This is a genomic window from Pseudomonas sp. IT-P253 (genome assembly GCF_949768125.1).
In the GTDB taxonomy this organism is placed as follows: Bacteria; Pseudomonadota; Gammaproteobacteria; order Pseudomonadales; family Pseudomonadaceae; genus Aquipseudomonas.
This window is the reverse complement of record NZ_CATKPT010000015.1, coordinates 45,444-64,197: the sequence shown is the minus strand read 5'-3', so window position 1 is coordinate 64,197 and position 18,754 is coordinate 45,444. Positions and strand designations below refer to the sequence as shown.

Genomic DNA, 18,754 nt, shown 5'->3' with positions numbered 1-18,754 from the left:
GGAGGGCCGATGAACTGTTCTCCCGTGACGGCTAACGCCCAGCGCGGCATGGCGCTGCTGGTCAGTCTGGTGTTCCTTTTGTTGCTGACGCTGATCGGCATTTCATCGATGCAGAACGCAACCCTGCAGGAAAAAATGGCCAATAGCGTGACCTTGCGCAATCAGTCATTCCAAGCCGCCGAAGCCGCGCTGCGCATCGGTGAAAGTGCAGTGCAACTGGACACCTATACATTGCCGGTGTGCAGCGGCACGACTCGATGCGCGCCACCGGCAGAATCATCGTTGATCACTGCTGCCGGGTTCAATTCCACCTCGGGAGTGACCTGGATCGCGGCCGGCAGTGGCTTCTACGGGGTACAGAACATCGGTACAACGTTGACGGCCGTAAATGTACCGAGCAACACCTCCGCGACGCTTTACCGGGTTACAGCGGTGGCCATTGTGGGCAACAACGTTCGCAGTGTGGTGGAGAGTATTTATGCGAAGTACTGAGAGGCGCGCCACGTTATGGCAACTGTTGTGCGGCGCGCTGTTGGGGATTTATCTCTCGGCGCCCGCGTATGCCTTCACACCCTCGGATTCACCGTTGTTGAGCGCTGCGGCGGTTGCGCCGAACGTGATGCTGATGATTGACGACTCGGAGAGCATGAACAGCATTATCTGGGCGGCGGGTTTCGATCCGACAATGACCAATCGCCCGCAGGTGACCGTTTGTAGCTCGGATTTTTCCTGTCTGGAAGGGAAAAAACTCGACATGACCGATACCAATATATTTCTGTCCAGCCTGAATCGCGGAGGCTGTTCATCAGGCTGGTATGGTTTTTACGGCGGTTTCCAGGGGGGCAATTCGTTTTGCCTCAAGCTTCCCGATCCGGTCGGCGGCCAGAACACTCGTTACTCGGCCAACTATCTGGCTTACCTGATCAGTCTGGCGAACAGTTCGAGCAAGGATTTCACCACCGGTTCAATCCCCACCGACTACCGCATGAACGTCGCGCGTAAAGTGTCGACCGATCTGGTCGCCAGTAACCGAGCACTGCGTATCGGCCTGGCGACGTTCAACCCGGCTACCAGCAAAAACCCCGGCAACGGGGGTTACATCGCTCGTGCCATCAGCGATCTGTCGGACCCTGACAACTACAACGCCTTGATCACCTCGATCAATGGTTTGAGTGCGGTCGCCAAAACTCCACTGGCAGAAACCTATTACGAAGTGACCCGGTACCTGCGCGGCATGGCGCCGTACTACAACTCAATCCCGCCCACCTACACCAGCCCGATCCAGTACCGCTGCCAGAAAAATTACGGCGTGGCGATCACTGGCGGCCTGCCGACGTACGACCGAACCTTCCCGACCAACGATCCCCTGGGCGGTACCCGACTTCCGAACTGGGATGGTGTGAACAACGATGGCCCGAACCCCACGGGCGATGACGAGGGCGACACGCTTTATCTGGATGACATTGCCAAGTTCGCCTTCGACATCGACATGCGCACGACGGGCGTCGACCTGGCGAATAAAAGCTGGAACGCAGCGGATTTTCCCAAACAAAACATGAACACCTACACCGTGGGTTTTACCACCGCCAACCAGATGTTGTTGGACGCGGCAAATTACGGGCAGGGCAAGTATTACCAGGCGACCGACAGTGCAGGGCTCAACAGTGCACTGTCGTCGGCGCTGAGTGACATCACCTCCAAGGCTGGCTCCGGCGGCAGTGGTGTCGCCACCGGAACCACCCTGGCCAGCGGATCGAGCTATTTCCAGACCAGTTATGATCCCAAGGATTGGCGCGGCACGATCAAGTCTTTCGGTTTCACTTCCGGTGGCGCGGTCGATACCGCCTCGGTACTGTGGACCACCGATACCGCTATCGTGCCGGGTGCTACGGCGCCCACCTTTCAATCCTGGAACACCCTGACCAACGCTGCGGTGACTCTGGCCTACGCCAACTTCTCCCCTGTCCAGCAAACGTCCCTCAGCCAGAGTTTACCCACCGGCATCACCGGCAGCGATCTGGTGGAATGGAGCAAAGGCACGCACAAAACCGGCCTGAAAGTACGTAGCGTACTGCTGGGCGACATCATCAATTCACCGCTGGCCCTGGCATCAGCCACGGAAAAAACCGCGTCTGATCTGTCGGGCGACACGTCTTACAGCACCTACCTTGCAACCAAAGCGGCCAACATGAACGCCAGCCTGGTAGTGAACGCCAACGACGGATTTGTGAACGTCATCAACGTGGCCAACGGCACGCGGAGTTATGCGTACATGCCGTCCAGCGTATTGCCGTCACTGCGCTTTATCGCCGATCCCACTTACATCAATGGCGTCAGCCACAAGTTTCTGGTGGACGGTCAGGTAGGGGTGTTCGATGCCCAACTCAACAGTGCCTGGAAAACCCTCACGTTGGGCGGGACTGGCACAGGCGGCAAGACGTTTTACGCGCTGCAACTGTTCGACGCTTCGGCAGGCAATGTGACCAAGGCGTTGTGGGAGATCAGTGCCCCGGCCACTGCCAGCACCGCGAACGTTTTCAATGATCTGGGTTATGCCTACGCCCGTCCCGAAGTGGCACGCTTGGCCGACGGTCGTTGGGCGGCGTTCATCTCCAATGGCTATGGCAGCAATTCGGGGGTAGCGGCGTTGTACGTGGTGGATATCCGCGACGGTTCGCTGATCAGGAAAATCGTCATCGACAGCACCGAAACCACCAATGGCCTGTCCTCGGTGAAACTCAAGGTCAATTCACAGAATGTGGTGCAGGCCGCCTATGGCGGTGACTTGAAAGGCCGGTTGTGGAAGTTCGACTTGAGCGGTACGACCACGGACACCTGGGGCTTGGCGTTTTCTGGCAAACCGTTGTTCACCACCGCCGGTGGCGCCACTCAGCCGATCACTGCGCAACCGTTATTGGCCGATAATTCCCTGGGGGGCAAGGAAGTGTTTTTTGGCACCGGAAAATTCAACGAGACTGCCGACAAGACCAACAAGGATTTGCAGGCGTTTTATGCCGTGTGGGACGCGGACGGTGGCTCGGGACAGATCACAGCCTCCAGTTTGCAGGCCCAGGCGGTGACGGGCGTGTTCTCGGGGAGCACCGGGCAATTGATCACCACCAGCCAGAATGACGTGACCTATCCGGCGCAAAAGGGCTGGTACCTGCCACTGGTGTACAACAACGTGCTGACCGGCGAGCGGGTGATCAATCAGGCCAGTATGGTGCTGGGGCGGATCGTTTTCACCACGGCCAGTGTTGACACCACTGATCCTTGTGCCAGTTTCGGCACCGGCAAATTGGTCGAACTGGATGCGTTCAGCGGTAAGATGCTCAACTACGCGGTGCTGGACAGTAATGGCGACGCAATGGTCGACAGCACTGACATGGTTTCCAGTGGGGTGATATTTACCGGTGGCATCCCGACCCTGAACGCTATCGTCAACGGTGCGACCCGCAAGATCGTGAACGATTCCAGTGGCGGCATCAGCACTCTGGTGGAAAAATCCGGCGGCGGCAGCCGTCGCATCATGTGGCGACAAATACAGTAAGTGAGAGTTGAGGCATGCGCAGATCCATCCGAGGTTTTACCCTGATCGAAATCATGATCGTGATTGCGATCATCGGGATCGTCATCACCATTGGTTACCCGAGCCTCATCGAGTACGTGAACAAGGGGCGACGCGCCGAAGTGGTCGGTCTGCTCTCCGAGCAGGCGCAGACGCTTGAACGGTTCTACTCGAACAAGAATGTCTACACCGGTGCCACCGGCCTGAGCGCCGGCAATGACTACTACACCATTACGTCAACCCTGACCGACCAGGCGTTTTTGCTGACCGCCGTACGCAAGGCCGGCGCCATGGCGACTGACAAGTGTGGGGATTTCACCCTCACCAACACCGGCGTCAGAAGCATGGTCAATGCAACGGCGGGGCTGACGACCAAGGATTGCTGGGGTCGCTGAGTTACATTTTTCGGGCGCCCTTTGCGCCTCTGTCTATTTATCGGTTGGATCAGAACATGAGCAGGCAAGAGCAAGTGGTGATTGTCGGCGGCGGGGTGATTGGCCTGCTGACGGCATTCAATCTCGCGTCAGAGGTGCAGAGCGTCGTGCTGCTGGATCGTTCGAGTGTGGGTCAGGAGTCGTCCTGGGCCGGTGGAGGAATCGTTTCGCCGCTTTATCCGTGGCGTTATAGCCCGGCGGTCACCGCGCTGGCCCACTGGTCTCAGGACTTTTATCCACAGCTCGGCGAGCGCCTGTTTGCTGCGACCGGCGTAGATCCCGAGGTTCACACCACGGGTCTTTACTGGCTGGATCTGGATGATGAGGCCCAAGCGCTGGCCTGGGCCAAGCGGGAGAACCGTCCGCTGCGGGCTGTGGATATCTCGGCGGCACACGATGCTGTCCCGGTATTGGGCGCCGGTTTTTCCAGGGCGATCTACATGGCGGATGTGGCCAATGTGCGCAATCCGCGGCTGGTGAAGTCCCTCAAGGCTGCCTTGCTGGCGCTGCCGAACGTGACGATTCATGAGCAGTGCGAAGTCAGCGGGTTTGTCCGTGACGGCGATCAAGTCGTCGGCGTTCAGACTTCGGCGGGGGTTATCCACGGTGATCAGGTGGTCCTGACCGCAGGCGCCTGGAGCGGTGATTTGCTCAAAAGCCTGGGGCTGGACCTGCCGGTCGAACCAGTGAAAGGGCAGATGATTCTCTACAAGTGCGCGGCCGACTTCCTGCCGAGCATGGTGCTGGCCAAGGGGCGTTATGCGATTCCCCGGCGCGACGGGCACATTCTGATTGGCAGTACGCTGGAACATGAAGGCTACGACAAGACGCCGACCGAATCTGCACTGGAGAGTCTGAAGGCTTCGGCGGTGGAGTTGATTCCTGCACTGGCGGATGCCGAGGTAGTAGGACATTGGGCCGGGCTACGGCCAGGTTCGCCAGAGGGCATTCCCTATATCGGTCGGGTGCCGGGATTCAATGGACTTTGGCTCAATTGCGGGCATTACCGTAATGGGCTGGTATTGGCGCCGGCATCGTGTCAGTTGTTTGCAGATGTGATGCTGGGGCGTGAGCCGATTATTGATCCTGCACCGTATGCGCCGGCCGGGCGGATCTAGCTGCGGGAATTTGGCGCCGGTTAGATCGCCTTCGCGAGCAGGCTCGCTCCCACAGTTGATCGGCGGTGTTTTCAGATTTTGTGCACGCCACTGAACCCTGTGGGAGCGAGCCTGCTCGCGATGGGGCCTTCAATCCAGTCCCAATTTCTTCAGCCGATAGCGCATCGACCTGAATGAAAGACTCAACCGCTGAGCCGCCGCCGTGCGGTTCCAGCGGGTTTCTTCCAGGGCCTGAAGGATGAGTTTGCGTTCGACATTTTCCAGATAGTTTTCCAGGTTATCGATCTGCGTCAGGTCTGGCACACCACCTTCGGCGGCACAGTTGCCTTCGGCCAGTCGCAGGTCGCAGGCTTCGATCTGTTTGTTTTCGCACAGGGTGTGAGCCCTTTCGAGCATGTTCTCCAGTTCCCGCACATTGCCAGGGAAGCGGTAGCTTTTCAGCGTGTCGAGGGCGTGTGGGTGGAGTTTTGCGGCAGGCTGGCCGCTACCTGCTGCCAGGCGCTTAAGCACATGGCTGGCCAAGGGCTCAATGTCGTCCCGGCGTTCGCGCAAGGGCGGAACGCGTAGCTCGATCACATTCAGCCGATAGTACAAATCCTGGCGAAAGCGTTCGGCGGCGACTTCGGCGTCGAGGTCTTTGTGGGTGGCGCAGAGGATGCGCACATCGACCACGATCTCCTGTTGCCCACCGACACATCGGATGGCTTTTTCCTGAATCGCCCGCAGCAGCTTGACCTGCATTGCCCGCGGCAAATCAGCCACTTCGTCGAGGAACAACGTGCCGCCGTGAGCCGCTTGAAACAGGCCTGGTTTGTCTTCGATAGCGCCCGTGAAGCTGCCTTTGCGATGGCCAAAAAACTCGCTTTCCATCAATTCCGACGGGATTGCCCCGCAGTTCACCGGGATAAACGGCTGGTGGGCGCGTGGCCCTTGCTCATGGATCAGTCGCGCGACCAATTCCTTACCGCTGCCGGATTCGCCGCTGATGTACACCGGCGCCTGGCTGCGCGCCAGTTTGTCGATGTGTTGGCGCAGGCTACGCATGGGCAAAGAATCGCCCAGCAACCGGCGATCAGTGGAGTGACTGACGCCGACGGGTGCGGGCAGGCTCAGAGCGCTGGTGACCAGTTCCCGCAGGCGGGTGAGATCGGCCGGTTTGGTCAGAAAGTCGAAGGCGCCGGCCTTGAGGGCATTGATCGCCGTCTCAAGGCTGCCGTAAGCGGTAATCATCGCCACGGGTACGTGCGGATAGCGTTGCTGGATGTGTTGCACCAGCTCCAGGCCGGTGCCATCTGGCAGGCGCATGTCGGTCAGGCACAGGTCGAATGTCTCCCGGCTCAGCAGCGTTTGGGCTTCGCCAAGGTTACGGGCACTGAAGGTGTCGAGTTTCATCCGTCCCAGGGTGATTTCCAGGAGTTCGCGGATATCCGGTTCGTCGTCGACGATCAGGATTTTTTGTCGTGAACTCATGTTCAACCTTGTTTCCGTCCGTGAGCAAAGGTGATGCGAAAGCAGCCGCCTCCTTGTCCTTGGCGTGGTTCAAAGTCCAGGCGGGCCTGGTTGCTTTCGCACAGCTCACGGGACACATAAAGCCCGAGCCCGGTGCCTTGGGGGCTCGTGGTGAAGAATGGCTCGAACAAGTGCACCTGATGGTCTGGTGCGACACCGGGACCGTTGTCCAGAACCTCCAGGGTCGGTAGTTGGCTGTCCGGGTGGACAAACAGCTTAAGCCAGGCTTGCGCATGGTCATGGCTCAGCGCGCTGTGGCGCCAGGCATTGCGCAACAGATTGTCGAGAATCTGGTTCAACTGGTTCGGGTCCATCAGGGTTTTGAAGTCGCCAGAACCGATGTGCAGGTGAATCTGCTGACGCTCGGTCACGCCCTCGCGGGTTTCGGCGACGAACCGTTCCAGCCACGGCTTCAGATCGAGCCGTTGTGGCTCGGTTTGCTGGCGGCGGGACAGTTGCAGGACGTTTTCGATGACTCGATTCATGCGCTTGGAGTGGTCTTGAACAATTTGTGTCAGACGTCGGTCCGCGCCGTTCAGTTCCTCTGATTCCTGCAATAGCTGTGCGGCATGACTGATGGCACCCAGAGGGTTGCGGATTTCATGGGCAATGCTGGCAGTCAGGCGGCCGAGGGCGACAAGTTTCAATTGCTGGGCTTGCTGGGCGATCTGGGCAAGGTCTTCGAGAAAGACCAGCGTCTGGTGATGGGGTCTTTGGTCAAGGGCAATGAAGCTGGGTTGCAGCTCCAGACCCGTGCTGGCAATTTTCAGGCTCTGGGGGCGCAGTGTCGGATTGTTGAACCACAGTTGCAGGCGTTCAACGAGGGCAGGGCAGTGGTTGTCGATCACTTGGTTTTCGAGGCTGCCGCTTCCCAGCAGGGTCAAGGCGCTGTGGTTGGCCAGTTGAACCCGCCGGTGGTTGTCGAGCACCAGGATGCCGGTACGCATGCGTTTCAGAATCAGCGCATTGAGGGTTTCGAGGCCAATAACTTCGTTAGCCCGTTGTTCGGCCAGCGTTTCGCTGACGTCCAGGCGTCGTATCAGGCCCTGCACCAGCAAAGCCGCTGCAAAGCACAAAGCGCCAAGCGTGCCGGTTTGCAGGTAATCGTTAGGGCTGGTGGGGTGGCTGAAGCTCAGGAAAAAGCTCGAACCGACGATGCCTAGCGCGCCGACTGCAGCAATCAACAGACCGATGCGGCCTCGCAACAAGGTGTTGCTGATGGCCACCGACACGATCAGCAAATTGCCGATGGCACTGGCCACACCCCCCGCGGCATAGAACAGGCCGCACAGCAGCAACACATCGGCCAGCGACAGGGCAACCAATTGCGCCGGTCGTCGGGTGTTTTCGAGGAAGACCACCAGCAGGATATTCAGTACCAGGTAAAACCAGCTGCCACCGCTCAGCAGGTCGTCATTGGCAAACGTCAGCAGCTGGTTATCCATGTTGCTGGAGATCAACAACACCAGAGTGATGCCGACGCTTAAGCGGTAGAGGTGATAAAGGCGCAGCAGTCGCTGGGCCTGTTTGCTGCCGGGACAGGACGTCTCAGCGATCACTGGAACTCGGGCCTTGCTCGAGGTGAGCCTGGCTGCAATACCACTGTTGTTGAAGATTCAGCGCGCGGTCGCGGGGCAGGTGGACGCCGCAATGAGCACAGCGGACCATGGGCGCCGCTTCCAGTTCGGCAGAGGACTTGGGTACAGAAGCCTGACCTTTGAACTTGCGCCAGAACCATACCGCAGCGGCAATCAAAGCGATCCAGAACAATAAACGGAGCATGGTGAGCTGCTATTTGATTAATGAATCAGCAGTTTAGCCAAGGACGGGTCAGGCGCACAGCGTAATAGCTCGCCAATAAATAGCAGGCAATAAAAAAGGAGCCTCGAAAGGCTCCCTCTTGAAGGACTTTGTAGGAGCGAGCTTGCTCCGGGCGGCGTTCCGACGATGGACTCAAGAGCGCCGCATTTAGCCAGTAAACACGCGTTATCGTTAACGACCATCGCGAGCAAGCTCGCTCCTACATCCTACAGGTCAGTCGAACACGCCGAAGGTCAAGCGGCTGAACCACGAACGGTCAGTGTTATTGCCTTGCGCGTCATGCTTTTCCTCTTCGATCACGTCGCCATTTGTATCTTTAGGCTTGAGATCGCTTGGAATCGCGTCTTTGGCGTCCTGGAACTGCTTCTGCACGTCCTGGTTGGCGCGGGTTTCGCCCGGCGGCAGCGGTGGGCGGGAATCGATCAAGCCCAGAGTCGCCTTGCTCAACCACGAACGGTTGTCGGCTTCTTCCATCGATGGCTTGAACTGACCGTCCACCAGGCTCGGGTGGTTCGGGTAATTGAGCTTCAGGGCTTCGAGGCTGGTGTTGGCCAGTTCGTCCAGGTGCAGGCGCTGGTACGACTCGACCATTACTGCCAGGCCGTCACCGACCGACGGTGTTTCCTGGAAGTTTTCTACCACGTAACGACCACGGTTCGCGGCAGCGACGTAGGCCTGACGGGTCAGGTAGTAGTCTGCAACGTGAATTTCGTAGGCCGCCAGCAGGTTGCGCAGGTAAATCATGCGCTGCTTGGCGTCAGGCGAGTAGCGGCTGTTGGGGAAGCGGCTGGTCAGCTGGGCGAACTCGTTGTAGGAGTCACGAGCGGCACCCGGGTCACGCTTGCTCATGTCCAACGGCAGAAAGCGCGACAGCAGGCCGACGTCCTGATCGAAAGACGTCAGCCCCTTGAGATAGTAGGCGTAATCGACGTTCGGGTGCTGTGGGTGCAAGCGAATGAAACGCTCTGCAGCGGATTTCGCAGCCTCAGGCTCAGTGTTCTTGTAGTTGGCGTAAATGAGCTCGAGTTGAGCCTGATCAGCGTAGCGACCGAACGGATAACGCGACTCCAGGGCCTTCAGCTTGGCTGTGGCGGCGGTGTAGTTACTGTTGTCCAGGTCTTGCTGAGCCTGCTGGTACAGCTCGACTTCACTCAGGTTTTCGTCTACGACTTCCTTCGATGAGCAAGCAGCGGTCAATGCGAGGATGGCGATCAGCAGCAGGTGTTTCACTTGCATGGCGGCTTGCGTCCCTATGACGGCCGCTGTCTTGGGCGGGGCCGTCCTGTTATGATGAGTGCCCCGTTGAATAGCCTCGGGGCAAAAGACGCCGTATTTAACCACAAGCGCGCAGCCGAAACCAAAGGCTGTGCCGACGCCTAGTCTGAGCATGTCCGATAAAATTGAACTTCGCGCAGAGGTGCCGTCCGAATTGGGCGGCCAACGCCTCGATCAAGTCGCCGCACAATTATTCGCTGAGCACTCGCGCTCGCGCCTTTCCGCCTGGATCAAAGACGGCCGCCTGACTGTGGATGGGGCGGTTATCCGCCCGCGAGACATCGTTCATGGTGGCGCCATTCTTGAGCTGACTGCCGAGCAGGAAGCTCAGGGCGAATGGATCGCTCAAGACATCGAGCTGGACATCGTCTATGAAGACGACGACATCCTGGTCATCAACAAGCCTGCGGGCCTGGTGGTTCACCCGGCTGCCGGCCACGCCGATGGCACCTTGCTCAACGCCTTGCTGCACCACGTGCCGGACATCATCAATGTGCCCCGCGCCGGTATCGTGCATCGACTGGACAAGGACACCACCGGTCTGATGGTGGTGGCCAAGACCATTCAGGCGCAGACGCAGCTGGTTACACAGTTGCAGAGCCGCAGCGTCAGCCGGATCTACGAGTGCATCGTGATCGGCGTGGTGACGGCGGGCGGCAAGATCAATGCGCCGATCGGTCGCCATGGCCAGCAACGCCAGCGCATGGCCGTGATGGAAGGTGGCAAGCAAGCCGTCAGCCATTACCGCGTGCTTGAGCGTTTCCGCTCCCACACTCACGTGCGGGTGAAGCTGGAAACCGGTCGTACGCACCAGATTCGTGTGCACATGGCCCACATCAACTTCCCGTTGGTCGGAGATCCTGCCTATGGCGGTCGTTTCCGTATCCCGCCGGCAGCCAGTGTGACCATGATCGAATCGTTGAAGGCGTTCCCGCGTCAGGCGCTGCATGCGCGGTTCCTGGAGCTGGATCACCCGACGACCGGTAAACGCATGAGCTGGGAATCGCCACTGCCCGACGACTTCGTCTGGTTACTGACGCTGCTCAAGCAAGACCGCGAGGCGTTCATCGGATGAGTGACTGGCTGATACCCGACTGGCCTGCGCCTGCCGGGGTGAAAGCCTGCGTCACCACCCGTGCGGGCGGCGTCAGTCTGGCGCCGTTCGACAGCCTCAATCTCGGCGATCACGTCGACGACAGCCCCGAAGCTGTGGCCGAAAATCGTCGTCGTCTCACCGATCATTTCTCTATTCAACCGGCCTGGCTGCAACAGGTTCACGGCATCGTCGTGGCCCATGCTGAACCGGGCCGGGTCGTCACTGCTGACGCCAGCTGGACGGCAACGCCAGGGATTGCCTGCGCGTCGATGACGGCTGATTGTCTGCCAGCATTATTTTGCGACCGTGCCGGTACTCGCGTCGCGGCGGCCCACGCGGGTTGGCGCGGATTGGCGGCAGGCGTGCTGGAGGCCACTCTCGACAGTCTGGACGTGCCGCCAGAAGAAGTGTTGGTCTGGCTTGGCCCGGCCATTGGCCCCCAAGCCTTTGAAGTCGGCCCGGAAGTACGCGAAACCTTCGTCCAGCAATTGCCCGAAGCCGCCACCGCTTTTGTGCCAAGCCACAATGCCGGCAAGTTCATGGCCGACATCTACAAGCTGGCACGTTTGCGCCTGGCCGCTCGCGGTGTAACGGCTGTCTACGGTGGCGGTTTCTGCACCGTGACCGATCCGCGCTTCTTTTCCTACCGTCGCAGTCCTCGCACGGGTCGGTTTGCCTCCCTTATCTGGCTTGAAAGCTAGACTTCTCTGATCTGCATCAACCTCATGACGCTTGAATCTCCCAGAATTGACCACATCTAATGAGGTATCTGGCAGGTTTCTTCATTCAGGATGTTTATAGGTCCGGCCTGCTCAAAAGGAAGGTGACCCATGCGTATAGACCGTTTAACCAGCAAGTTGCAGTTGGCCTTGTCCGACGCCCAATCCCTGGCCGTCGGCCTCGATCATCCTGGCATTGAACCGGCGCACATGATGCAAGCCATGCTTGAACAACAGGGTGGTTCGATCAAACCCCTGTTGATGCAGGTGGGCTTCGACGTCAACAGCTTGCGTAAAGAGCTGACCAAAGAACTCGACCAGCTCCCGAAAATCCAGAACCCGACCGGCGACGTCAACATGTCGCAGGATCTGGCGCGCCTGCTCAATCAGGCCGATCGTCTGGCCCAGCAGAAGGGCGACCAGTTCATCTCCAGCGAACTGGTGCTGCTCGCCGCTATGGACGAGAACAGCAAGCTCGGCAAATTATTGCTCGGCCAGGGCGTCAGCAAGAAAGCCCTGGAAAACGCGATCAACAACCTGCGTGGCGGCGAAGCAGTCAATGATGCCAACCACGAGGAATCACGCCAGGCGCTGGATAAATACACCATCGACCTGACCAAGCGCGCCGAAGAGGGCAAGCTTGACCCGGTCATCGGCCGCGATGACGAAATCCGTCGGACCATTCAGGTCCTGCAGCGTCGCACCAAGAACAACCCGGTGCTGATCGGTGAACCAGGCGTGGGTAAAACCGCCATTGCCGAAGGCCTCGCCCAGCGCATTATTAACGGTGAAGTGCCGGATGGCCTGAAAGGCAAACGGCTGTTGTCCCTGGACATGGGGGCGCTGATTGCCGGTGCCAAGTATCGCGGCGAGTTCGAAGAGCGCCTGAAATCCCTGCTTAACGAGCTGTCGAAGCAGGAAGGCCAGATCATTCTGTTCATCGACGAATTGCATACCATGGTCGGTGCCGGTAAAGGCGAAGGCTCGATGGATGCGGGCAACATGCTCAAGCCTGCATTGGCTCGCGGTGAACTGCATTGCGTTGGCGCAACGACGCTCAACGAGTACCGCCAATATATAGAGAAGGATGCGGCCCTCGAACGACGCTTCCAGAAAGTGTTGGTGGACGAGCCGAGCGAAGAAGACACCATCGCTATCCTGCGTGGCCTGAAAGAGCGTTACGAGGTTCACCACAAGGTGGCGATCACCGACGGTGCGATCATCGCCGCGGCCAAGCTCAGTCATCGCTACATTACGGATCGTCAGTTGCCGGACAAGGCCATCGACCTGATTGATGAAGCCGCCAGTCGTATCCGCATGGAGATCGACTCCAAGCCGGAAGTGCTCGACCGTCTGGAACGTCGCCTGATTCAGCTGAAGGTGGAATCCCAGGCGCTTAAGAAAGAAAGCGACGACGCGGCGAAGAAACGCTTGGAAAAACTCCAGGAAGAAATCGTTCGTCACGAACGTGAGTACTCGGATCTCGAAGAAATCTGGAGCGCGGAAAAGGCCGAAGTTCAGGGCTCCGCGCAGATCCAGCAGAAAATCGAACAGTCCCGTCAGGAACTGGAAACTGCCCGCCGCAAAGGCGACCTGAACCGCATGGCCGAACTGCAATACGGGGTTATCCCGGACCTGGAGCGTAGCCTGCAAATGGTCGACCAGCATGGCAAAAGCGAGAACCAGTTGCTGCGCAGCAAGGTGACGGAAGAAGAGATTGCCGAAGTCGTCTCGAAGTGGACCGGCATTCCCGTGTCGAAAATGCTCGAAGGCGAGCGCGACAAGTTGATGAAGATGGAAAGCCTGTTGCACCAACGTGTGATTGGTCAGGACGAAGCGGTTGTTGCGGTTTCCAATGCGGTACGGCGTTCCCGAGCCGGGTTGTCCGACCCGAATCGTCCGAGCGGTTCATTCATGTTCCTCGGCCCGACCGGTGTCGGTAAAACCGAGTTGTGCAAGGCGCTGGCCGAGTTCCTCTTTGATACGGAAGAGGCGATGGTGCGGATCGACATGTCCGAGTTCATGGAGAAACATTCCGTGGCCCGACTGATTGGTGCACCACCAGGCTATGTAGGCTATGAAGAAGGCGGTTACCTGACCGAGGCGGTGCGTCGCAAGCCTTATTCGGTAATCCTCCTGGACGAGGTCGAGAAGGCCCACCCCGATGTTTTCAACATCTTGTTGCAGGTGCTGGAAGATGGCCGACTGACCGACAGCCATGGCCGCACGGTAGATTTCAAAAATACCGTGATAGTCATGACATCCAACCTGGGCTCGGTGCAGATCCAGGAACTGGTCGGTGATCGTGAAGCGCAACGTGCGGCGGTGATGGATGCGATTTCCACGCACTTCCGTCCGGAGTTCATCAACCGGGTCGACGAAGTGGTGATCTTCGAGCCGTTGGCTCGGGATCAGATCGCCGGCATTACCGAGATCCAGTTGGGTCGCCTGCGCAGTCGTCTGACCGAACGCGAGCTGAAACTGGAACTCAGCCCTGAGGCCATGGATAAGCTGATCGCGGTGGGTTACGACCCGGTGTATGGCGCACGGCCGCTCAAACGAGCGATCCAGCGCTGGATCGAGAACCCGTTGGCACAACTGATTCTGTCGGGTCGTTTCATGCCCGGCGATACCGCCAAAGGTATCGTGGAGAACGACGAAATCGTCTTCGTCTGATCCTCTGTTGTAGGAGCGAGCTTGCTCGCGATGGTCGTTAACGATAACGCGTACCTCTTGGATAAACGCGGTGTCATTGAGCGCTTCGCGAGCGAGCTCGCTCCTACACAATCCATATCTGAACAGCAGGTCTCGCATTGCGAGGCCTTTTTTTCGTTAGGCTGTTGAACTTAAAGGAAAAGGCTTGTAAAGTGCGCCCCGCAGTAAGTCACCCGGTAGGGTTTCTGCTCCCCAAGCAGGAATCTGAAATAAGTTGCAAATCATTAACTTGAATGCAAATTAGGGGGTTGACAGAGGTGCTTAAAATTGTAGAATAGCGCGCCTCAGACACACGAACGCAGCGATGCGAACGGGTCGAAGAGGTGAAGCAAGCTTCACAGTTGTAAATTGAAATATGTAGTTCCGTGATAGCTCAGTCGGTAGAGCAAATGACTGTTAATCATTGGGTCCCAGGTTCGAGTCCTGGTCACGGAGCCAATTTCAAACCGGGGTATAGCGCAGTCCGGTAGCGCGCCTGCTTTGGGAGCAGGATGTCAGGAGTTCGAATCCCCTTACCCCGACCATTTTTGGGTCGTTAGCTCAGTTGGTAGAGCAGTTGGCTTTTAACCAATTGGTCGTAGGTTCGAATCCCACACGACCCACCATTTTTGAAACCAGTTAACGCTGGAATCGAATCTTAAGATCAGAGGCCAAAAGCGCTGATCGTAGAAGGCGATTTGTAAAGGTCGCCTTTTTTTACCGGGGTATAGCGCAGTCCGGTAGCGCGCCTGCTTTGGGAGCAGGATGTCAGGAGTTCGAATCCCCTTACCCCGACCATATTAAAAATCCTCGTATCGAAAGATACGGGGATTTTTTTTGTCTTCGAAAAAAGTGAGGGCATGGTTCAGCGCTTGCGGGTTTAAATCTGTCAGGCGAAAAAAAGCCCTGCTGCTCGATGGAGGGGCAGGGCGGGGCTGGTGCCCGGACGCTTAGGCGCCGTCTTGGTCTCTCAGGTGCTCGAACAAGCCTTTTGGCATTTTCTTGCCATTGGCTTCGAAGTTGGCTTTTACGTTGTTGTAAGCCTCTTGCTCGTCGATGAAGCCATCATGGTTGGTGTCGATCTTGTCGAAATCGGACTTCGGCGCGACTTTCAGAAATTCGGCTCGGGATACTTTGCCGTCGCCATCGGTGTCGGTTTTTGCCATCGACGCATCGCCACACTTACCTTCACCGCATTTGCCTTCAGGGGTTTTCACGACCTGCTCAGCCGATGCCAGGAGGTAGCCCTGAGTCAGAGGTTGCGAGGCGAACACAGAGCCGGACAACGTCATGCCACCCGCCAGGAAAGCGCCGAGCAGGCCAATGGTGTTCTTGGTGAGAGTAGTGGTACGGGACATTTACATTCTCCTGGGTTGCACAACACAACCGCTCAATAGTGGGCGCCACGAAAATGCGGCGTTAGCCGAAGCGGGCGGGGTGCCTTGCTCGGATGTGGCTATTTAACGGGCGGGGTGTATCGCTACTGTGTCGCGCAAGGGAGAGTTTGTAAGCGAAGGGGTTCAATCGCGGGGATAGATACACAGAGACACAGATCTGATGGAAATCACCTGTGGGAGCGAGCCTGCTCGCGAAGAGGCCATCACATCAACATCAATATTGACTGTTAGACCGCCATCGCGAGCAGGCTCGCTCCTACAGTGGATATCAGTGCAGCTTGAGCCGTGGCTCAGTACCGCGGCCGATCTTGCTGCCGAGCATCAACATTGCCGTACGAAACGCGCCATACAACGCCATCTGGTGCATGCGGTACAGCGACACGTAAAACATCCGCGCCAGCCAGCCTTCGAGCATTACGCTGCCGGTCAGGTTGCCCATCAAGTTACCCACAGCCGAAAAGCGCGACAGCGAAATCAGCGAGCCGTAGTCGGTGTAGCTGTACTCCGGCAATGGCTTGCCTTCGATTTTCAGCTTCAGTGATTTGGCCAGCAACGATGCTTGCTGATGCGCAGCCTGGGCACGTGGCGGCACATTGCGATCGGTGCCCGGTTGCGGGCAGGCCGCGCAGTCACCGAAGGCGAAGATGTTCTCGTCGCGGGTGGTTTGCAGGGTCGGTAACACTTGCAGCTGGTTGATGCGGTTGGTTTCCAGGCCATCGATATCCTTGAGGAACCCCGGCGCCCGAATCCCCGCCGCCCAGACTTTCAGACTGGCATTGATCACTTTGCCATCAGCGGTGATCAAGCTGTCGGCCGTCACTTCACTGACGGCGGCATTAGTCATGACATTGACCCCGAGTTTCTCCAGGGTTTTATGCACCGGCCCGCCGATGCGTTCCGGCAGGGCTGGCAACACCCGTGGTCCGGCTTCAATCAGAGTGATGTGCATGTTTTCCGGTTTGATCCGGTCCAGGCCATAGGCCGCCAGTTCATGGGCGGCGTTGTGCAGTTCCGCCGCCAGTTCGACGCCTGTGGCGCCCGCGCCGACGATGGCGACACTGATCTGCTCAACCTTGTCGGTTTGTCCGGCATGGGCGCGCAGATAGTGGTTGAGCAATTGCTGGTGAAAGCGCTCAGCCTGTTTGCGGGTGTCGAGAAACAGGCAGTGCTGCGCCGCGCCCTGAGTACCGAAGTCGTTGGTGGTACTGCCGACCGCGATCACCAGGGAGTCGTAGCCGAGTTCCCGGGCCGGCAGCAGTTCAACGCCGGCTTCGTCGTAAGTGGCTGCCAGCTGGATTTTTTTCTGCGTGCGATCAAGCCCGCTCATCCGCCCCAGCTGGAACTGGAAGTGATTCCATTTTGCCTGGGCAACATAGTTGAGTTCATCCTCGGAAGAGTTCAGCGACCCGGCCGCCACTTCGTGTAACAGCGGTTTCCAGATGTGAGTCAGGTTTGTGTCGACCAGCATCACACTGGCCGTGCCACGCTTGCCCAGAGTCTTACCCAGACGGGTAGCCAACTCCAGACCGCCGGCGCCGCCGCCAACGATGACAATACGATGAGTCATGGGGATATCTCGCAAGGCTAAAAGAAATCGGAGCAATTACCCGAGCGAGCGCGAGGCTGCTCATAGCGTCAGGTAACTGATAAGTCGGCTCAACAGGCCCAGACCAATGGTCACTGCCAATACCACCACCAGGAGCATCCACGGCCGGAAAGGCCGGCGCTCGACTCGGTGCTGGGACAGGTGCAGGTACTCTTCGACATGCTTTTGGTCGTCGGGGTTCAGGCGGCTGGTCATATCGGGCCTCGTCAGGGGGTAGACGTTGCTAAATGTGTAGAAGCTACAGGCAGGTGTTATCCCACGTTGAACGGAGCATAGCCGCTGGTGGGGATTGGCTCGACGCTCACCCTGTCGTCCAGGCGAATGATTCCACTTTGTAACACTCGCGCCGTGATTCCGCCATGTCCGCGAACGGCCTGAAAGGTACCGGGGCCGAGGTTGTTTTCGAGGCGTGCGCAGGGCTGACACCAACCGGTGGTTTCGAAAATGGCCTGGCCGATTTTGAAACGGCGGCCCTTGAGGCTAAACAGGTTGATACCGCTGATAACGAGGTTGCGCCGCAAATCTTCAGGTAACACCGGTTGGTCTTCCGGCCGCCCCATCAGCGAGTTGATCACGGCCAGGTGTTCCCATTGAATCAGCGTCACCTGCCGCGCATTATGCACGCCGGGATGCGCGTGATCGCCAGTCAGGCCGGCTTCAAGGCGCGCCTCCACGGCGTCCAGTTCGATCATGTGTGAGCGAGATTGCGGGCGCACGCCAATCCAGCGAACGCGACCCTGTTGCGGCACTTGGGCAATCAGTTCTTGCAATGGACTCACAGGCTGATCCCGACATCGAACACGATGCTGCGCCCCAGGTTGCTGCGCAGGAAATCCGGTGCGTCCGGATGCGCAAATAAAACACGAGCAAACGTCGGACCGACCAGCGACAACGAGCGCCAGCCCTGGCGCAGGTATTCGGTCGGCGGCGGGAAATGGCTGTTGAGGTCCAGCACTTCGCGCTTGAGGCTGGCGAAGGCGATGATGTCCAGTTCCCCCAGATCCATACCGCGTTCTTTGTAGTTGTGGGCTTTTTTGCGCAAGGTCGGCGCCAGTCTCAGCAAAAATTCGTTGGCCGGAATGCGCTTGGGCTTGGCTTCGCGGCGCACCAGGGAACTCAGGGAAAACGCGCTGCGTCGGCGTTGCAGTTCGTCCCTCCATTCATCGTTGAGACGCCGGCCTTCGTCGAGCACGAAAAAAACCTCGAAATTCGCATCGCGAAACAGCACGTCTGGCGGTTCCCCTGCGGGCGCGAATTCATCGATGCGGTAGGCAATGTTCAGGCCTTGCAGCAGGCGCTGGCACACCCAACGCTCTCGCTCCCATTTGCGGGCATTGGACAGGAACGCGTTGGCTTGCTCGGCCGCGATGGTCAGCAGGCGTAAATAATCTGAGTCATCCATAGGCCCAAGCTTAGCGTTCAAATGCGACAAGCTGAAAGCGTTTACCGGTAAAGGTCGTCACTGGGCAGTCAGAACGGGCGGTGTAGACTGATAGCCACTGTGCGTAAGCGATTGA

Annotated in this window: 16 protein-coding genes and 4 tRNA genes; 11 read left to right on the top strand and 9 right to left on the bottom strand. The window is 58.3% G+C overall.

Going from position 1 to position 18,754, the window contains the following annotated elements; translation table 11 throughout:
- Positions 1 to 9: 9 nt before the first annotated feature.
- Genes ACM6IR_RS10335 through thiO form a run of 4 tightly spaced genes read left to right on the top strand, consistent with a single transcriptional unit; the run spans position 10 to position 5,120 of the window.
- Positions 10 to 492, top strand: coding sequence for a PilX N-terminal domain-containing pilus assembly protein (locus tag ACM6IR_RS10335; RefSeq protein ID WP_414907622.1), 483 nt, complete (start codon positions 10 to 12; stop codon positions 490 to 492).
- Positions 479 to 3,550, top strand: coding sequence for a pilus assembly protein (locus ACM6IR_RS10330; protein ID WP_414907621.1), 3,072 nt, complete (start codon positions 479 to 481; stop codon positions 3,548 to 3,550). Before ACM6IR_RS10335 ends, ACM6IR_RS10330 begins: the two co-directional genes overlap by 14 nt.
- Positions 3,551 to 3,564: 14 nt before the next feature.
- Positions 3,565 to 3,963 (top strand): type IV pilin protein, encoded by a 399-nt coding sequence (locus ACM6IR_RS10325; protein WP_414907620.1) that lies wholly within the window; start codon positions 3,565 to 3,567, stop codon positions 3,961 to 3,963.
- Positions 3,964 to 4,019: 56 nt separating this feature from the next.
- Complete coding sequence (gene thiO, locus ACM6IR_RS10320; RefSeq protein ID WP_414907619.1) at positions 4,020 to 5,120, top strand: glycine oxidase ThiO; 1,101 nt, start codon at positions 4,020 to 4,022, stop codon at positions 5,118 to 5,120.
- 129 nt (positions 5,121 to 5,249) lie between these two features.
- On the opposite strand, the gene ACM6IR_RS10315 is transcribed toward thiO, so the two are convergent.
- The 4 genes from ACM6IR_RS10315 to ACM6IR_RS10300 all read right to left on the bottom strand — a co-directional run bounded on the left by ACM6IR_RS10315 (position 5,250) and on the right by ACM6IR_RS10300 (position 9,686).
- The gene (locus tag ACM6IR_RS10315; protein ID WP_414907618.1) at positions 5,250 to 6,590 is read right to left on the bottom strand and encodes a sigma-54-dependent transcriptional regulator; all 1,341 of its coding nucleotides are present in this window, start codon (positions 6,588 to 6,590) and stop codon (positions 5,250 to 5,252) included.
- A gap of 2 nt (positions 6,591 to 6,592) precedes the next feature.
- Entirely contained in the window at positions 6,593 to 8,188 is a 1,596-nt protein-coding gene (locus ACM6IR_RS10310) for a sensor histidine kinase (protein WP_414907617.1), read from the bottom strand.
- Positions 8,178 to 8,411: a PP0621 family protein gene (locus ACM6IR_RS10305; RefSeq protein WP_414907616.1), complete on the bottom strand. Its 234-nt coding sequence runs from the start codon at positions 8,409 to 8,411 to the stop codon at positions 8,178 to 8,180. The genes ACM6IR_RS10310 and ACM6IR_RS10305 overlap by 11 nt, the downstream gene beginning before the upstream one ends.
- A gap of 252 nt (positions 8,412 to 8,663) precedes the next feature.
- Positions 8,664 to 9,686 carry an outer membrane protein assembly factor BamD gene (locus ACM6IR_RS10300; RefSeq protein WP_414907615.1) on the bottom strand — a complete coding sequence of 341 codons (1,023 nt, stop codon included), beginning with the start codon at positions 9,684 to 9,686 and terminating at the stop codon, positions 8,664 to 8,666.
- Positions 9,687 to 9,837: 151 nt separating this feature from the next.
- Here ACM6IR_RS10300 and rluD point away from each other — a divergent pair, with 151 nt between their 5' ends.
- The 7 genes from rluD to ACM6IR_RS10265 all read left to right on the top strand — a co-directional run bounded on the left by rluD (position 9,838) and on the right by ACM6IR_RS10265 (position 15,032).
- The gene (rluD, locus tag ACM6IR_RS10295) at positions 9,838 to 10,800 is read left to right on the top strand and encodes a 23S rRNA pseudouridine(1911/1915/1917) synthase RluD (protein ID WP_046048807.1); all 963 of its coding nucleotides are present in this window, start codon (positions 9,838 to 9,840) and stop codon (positions 10,798 to 10,800) included.
- The gene (pgeF, locus tag ACM6IR_RS10290; protein ID WP_414907614.1) at positions 10,797 to 11,522 is read left to right on the top strand and encodes a peptidoglycan editing factor PgeF; all 726 of its coding nucleotides are present in this window, start codon (positions 10,797 to 10,799) and stop codon (positions 11,520 to 11,522) included. Before rluD ends, pgeF begins: the two co-directional genes overlap by 4 nt.
- Before the next feature lie 129 nt (positions 11,523 to 11,651).
- Positions 11,652 to 14,216, top strand: coding sequence for an ATP-dependent chaperone ClpB (clpB, locus tag ACM6IR_RS10285; protein WP_414907613.1), 2,565 nt, complete (start codon positions 11,652 to 11,654; stop codon positions 14,214 to 14,216).
- A gap of 401 nt (positions 14,217 to 14,617) precedes the next feature.
- Positions 14,618 to 14,693: transfer RNA gene (locus ACM6IR_RS10280), tRNA-Asn, on the top strand.
- 9 nt (positions 14,694 to 14,702) lie between these two features.
- Positions 14,703 to 14,779, top strand: a tRNA-Pro gene (locus tag ACM6IR_RS10275).
- A gap of 5 nt (positions 14,780 to 14,784) precedes the next feature.
- A tRNA-Lys gene (locus ACM6IR_RS10270) sits at positions 14,785 to 14,860 on the top strand.
- A gap of 95 nt (positions 14,861 to 14,955) precedes the next feature.
- Positions 14,956 to 15,032, top strand: a tRNA-Pro gene (locus ACM6IR_RS10265).
- A gap of 152 nt (positions 15,033 to 15,184) precedes the next feature.
- On the opposite strand, the gene ACM6IR_RS10260 is transcribed toward ACM6IR_RS10265, so the two are convergent.
- The 5 genes from ACM6IR_RS10260 to ACM6IR_RS10240 form a co-directional block, all read right to left on the bottom strand.
- A complete protein-coding gene (locus tag ACM6IR_RS10260; protein ID WP_414907612.1) occupies positions 15,185 to 15,592 on the bottom strand; it encodes an EF-hand domain-containing protein in 408 nt (135 codons plus the stop codon).
- 307 nt (positions 15,593 to 15,899) lie between these two features.
- Complete coding sequence (locus ACM6IR_RS10255; RefSeq protein ID WP_414907611.1) at positions 15,900 to 17,198, bottom strand: NAD(P)/FAD-dependent oxidoreductase; 1,299 nt, start codon at positions 17,196 to 17,198, stop codon at positions 15,900 to 15,902.
- Between the two features lie 60 nt (positions 17,199 to 17,258).
- The gene (locus ACM6IR_RS10250) at positions 17,259 to 17,432 is read right to left on the bottom strand and encodes a DUF3094 domain-containing protein (protein ID WP_032830895.1); all 174 of its coding nucleotides are present in this window, start codon (positions 17,430 to 17,432) and stop codon (positions 17,259 to 17,261) included.
- A 56-nt stretch (positions 17,433 to 17,488) separates the two neighbouring features.
- Positions 17,489 to 18,016 (bottom strand): MOSC domain-containing protein, encoded by a 528-nt coding sequence (locus ACM6IR_RS10245; RefSeq protein WP_414907610.1) that lies wholly within the window; start codon positions 18,014 to 18,016, stop codon positions 17,489 to 17,491.
- Positions 18,013 to 18,639, bottom strand: coding sequence for a DUF1780 domain-containing protein (locus tag ACM6IR_RS10240; RefSeq protein ID WP_414907609.1), 627 nt, complete (start codon positions 18,637 to 18,639; stop codon positions 18,013 to 18,015). The genes ACM6IR_RS10245 and ACM6IR_RS10240 overlap by 4 nt, the downstream gene beginning before the upstream one ends.
- Between the last annotated feature and the right edge of the window lie 115 nt (positions 18,640 to 18,754).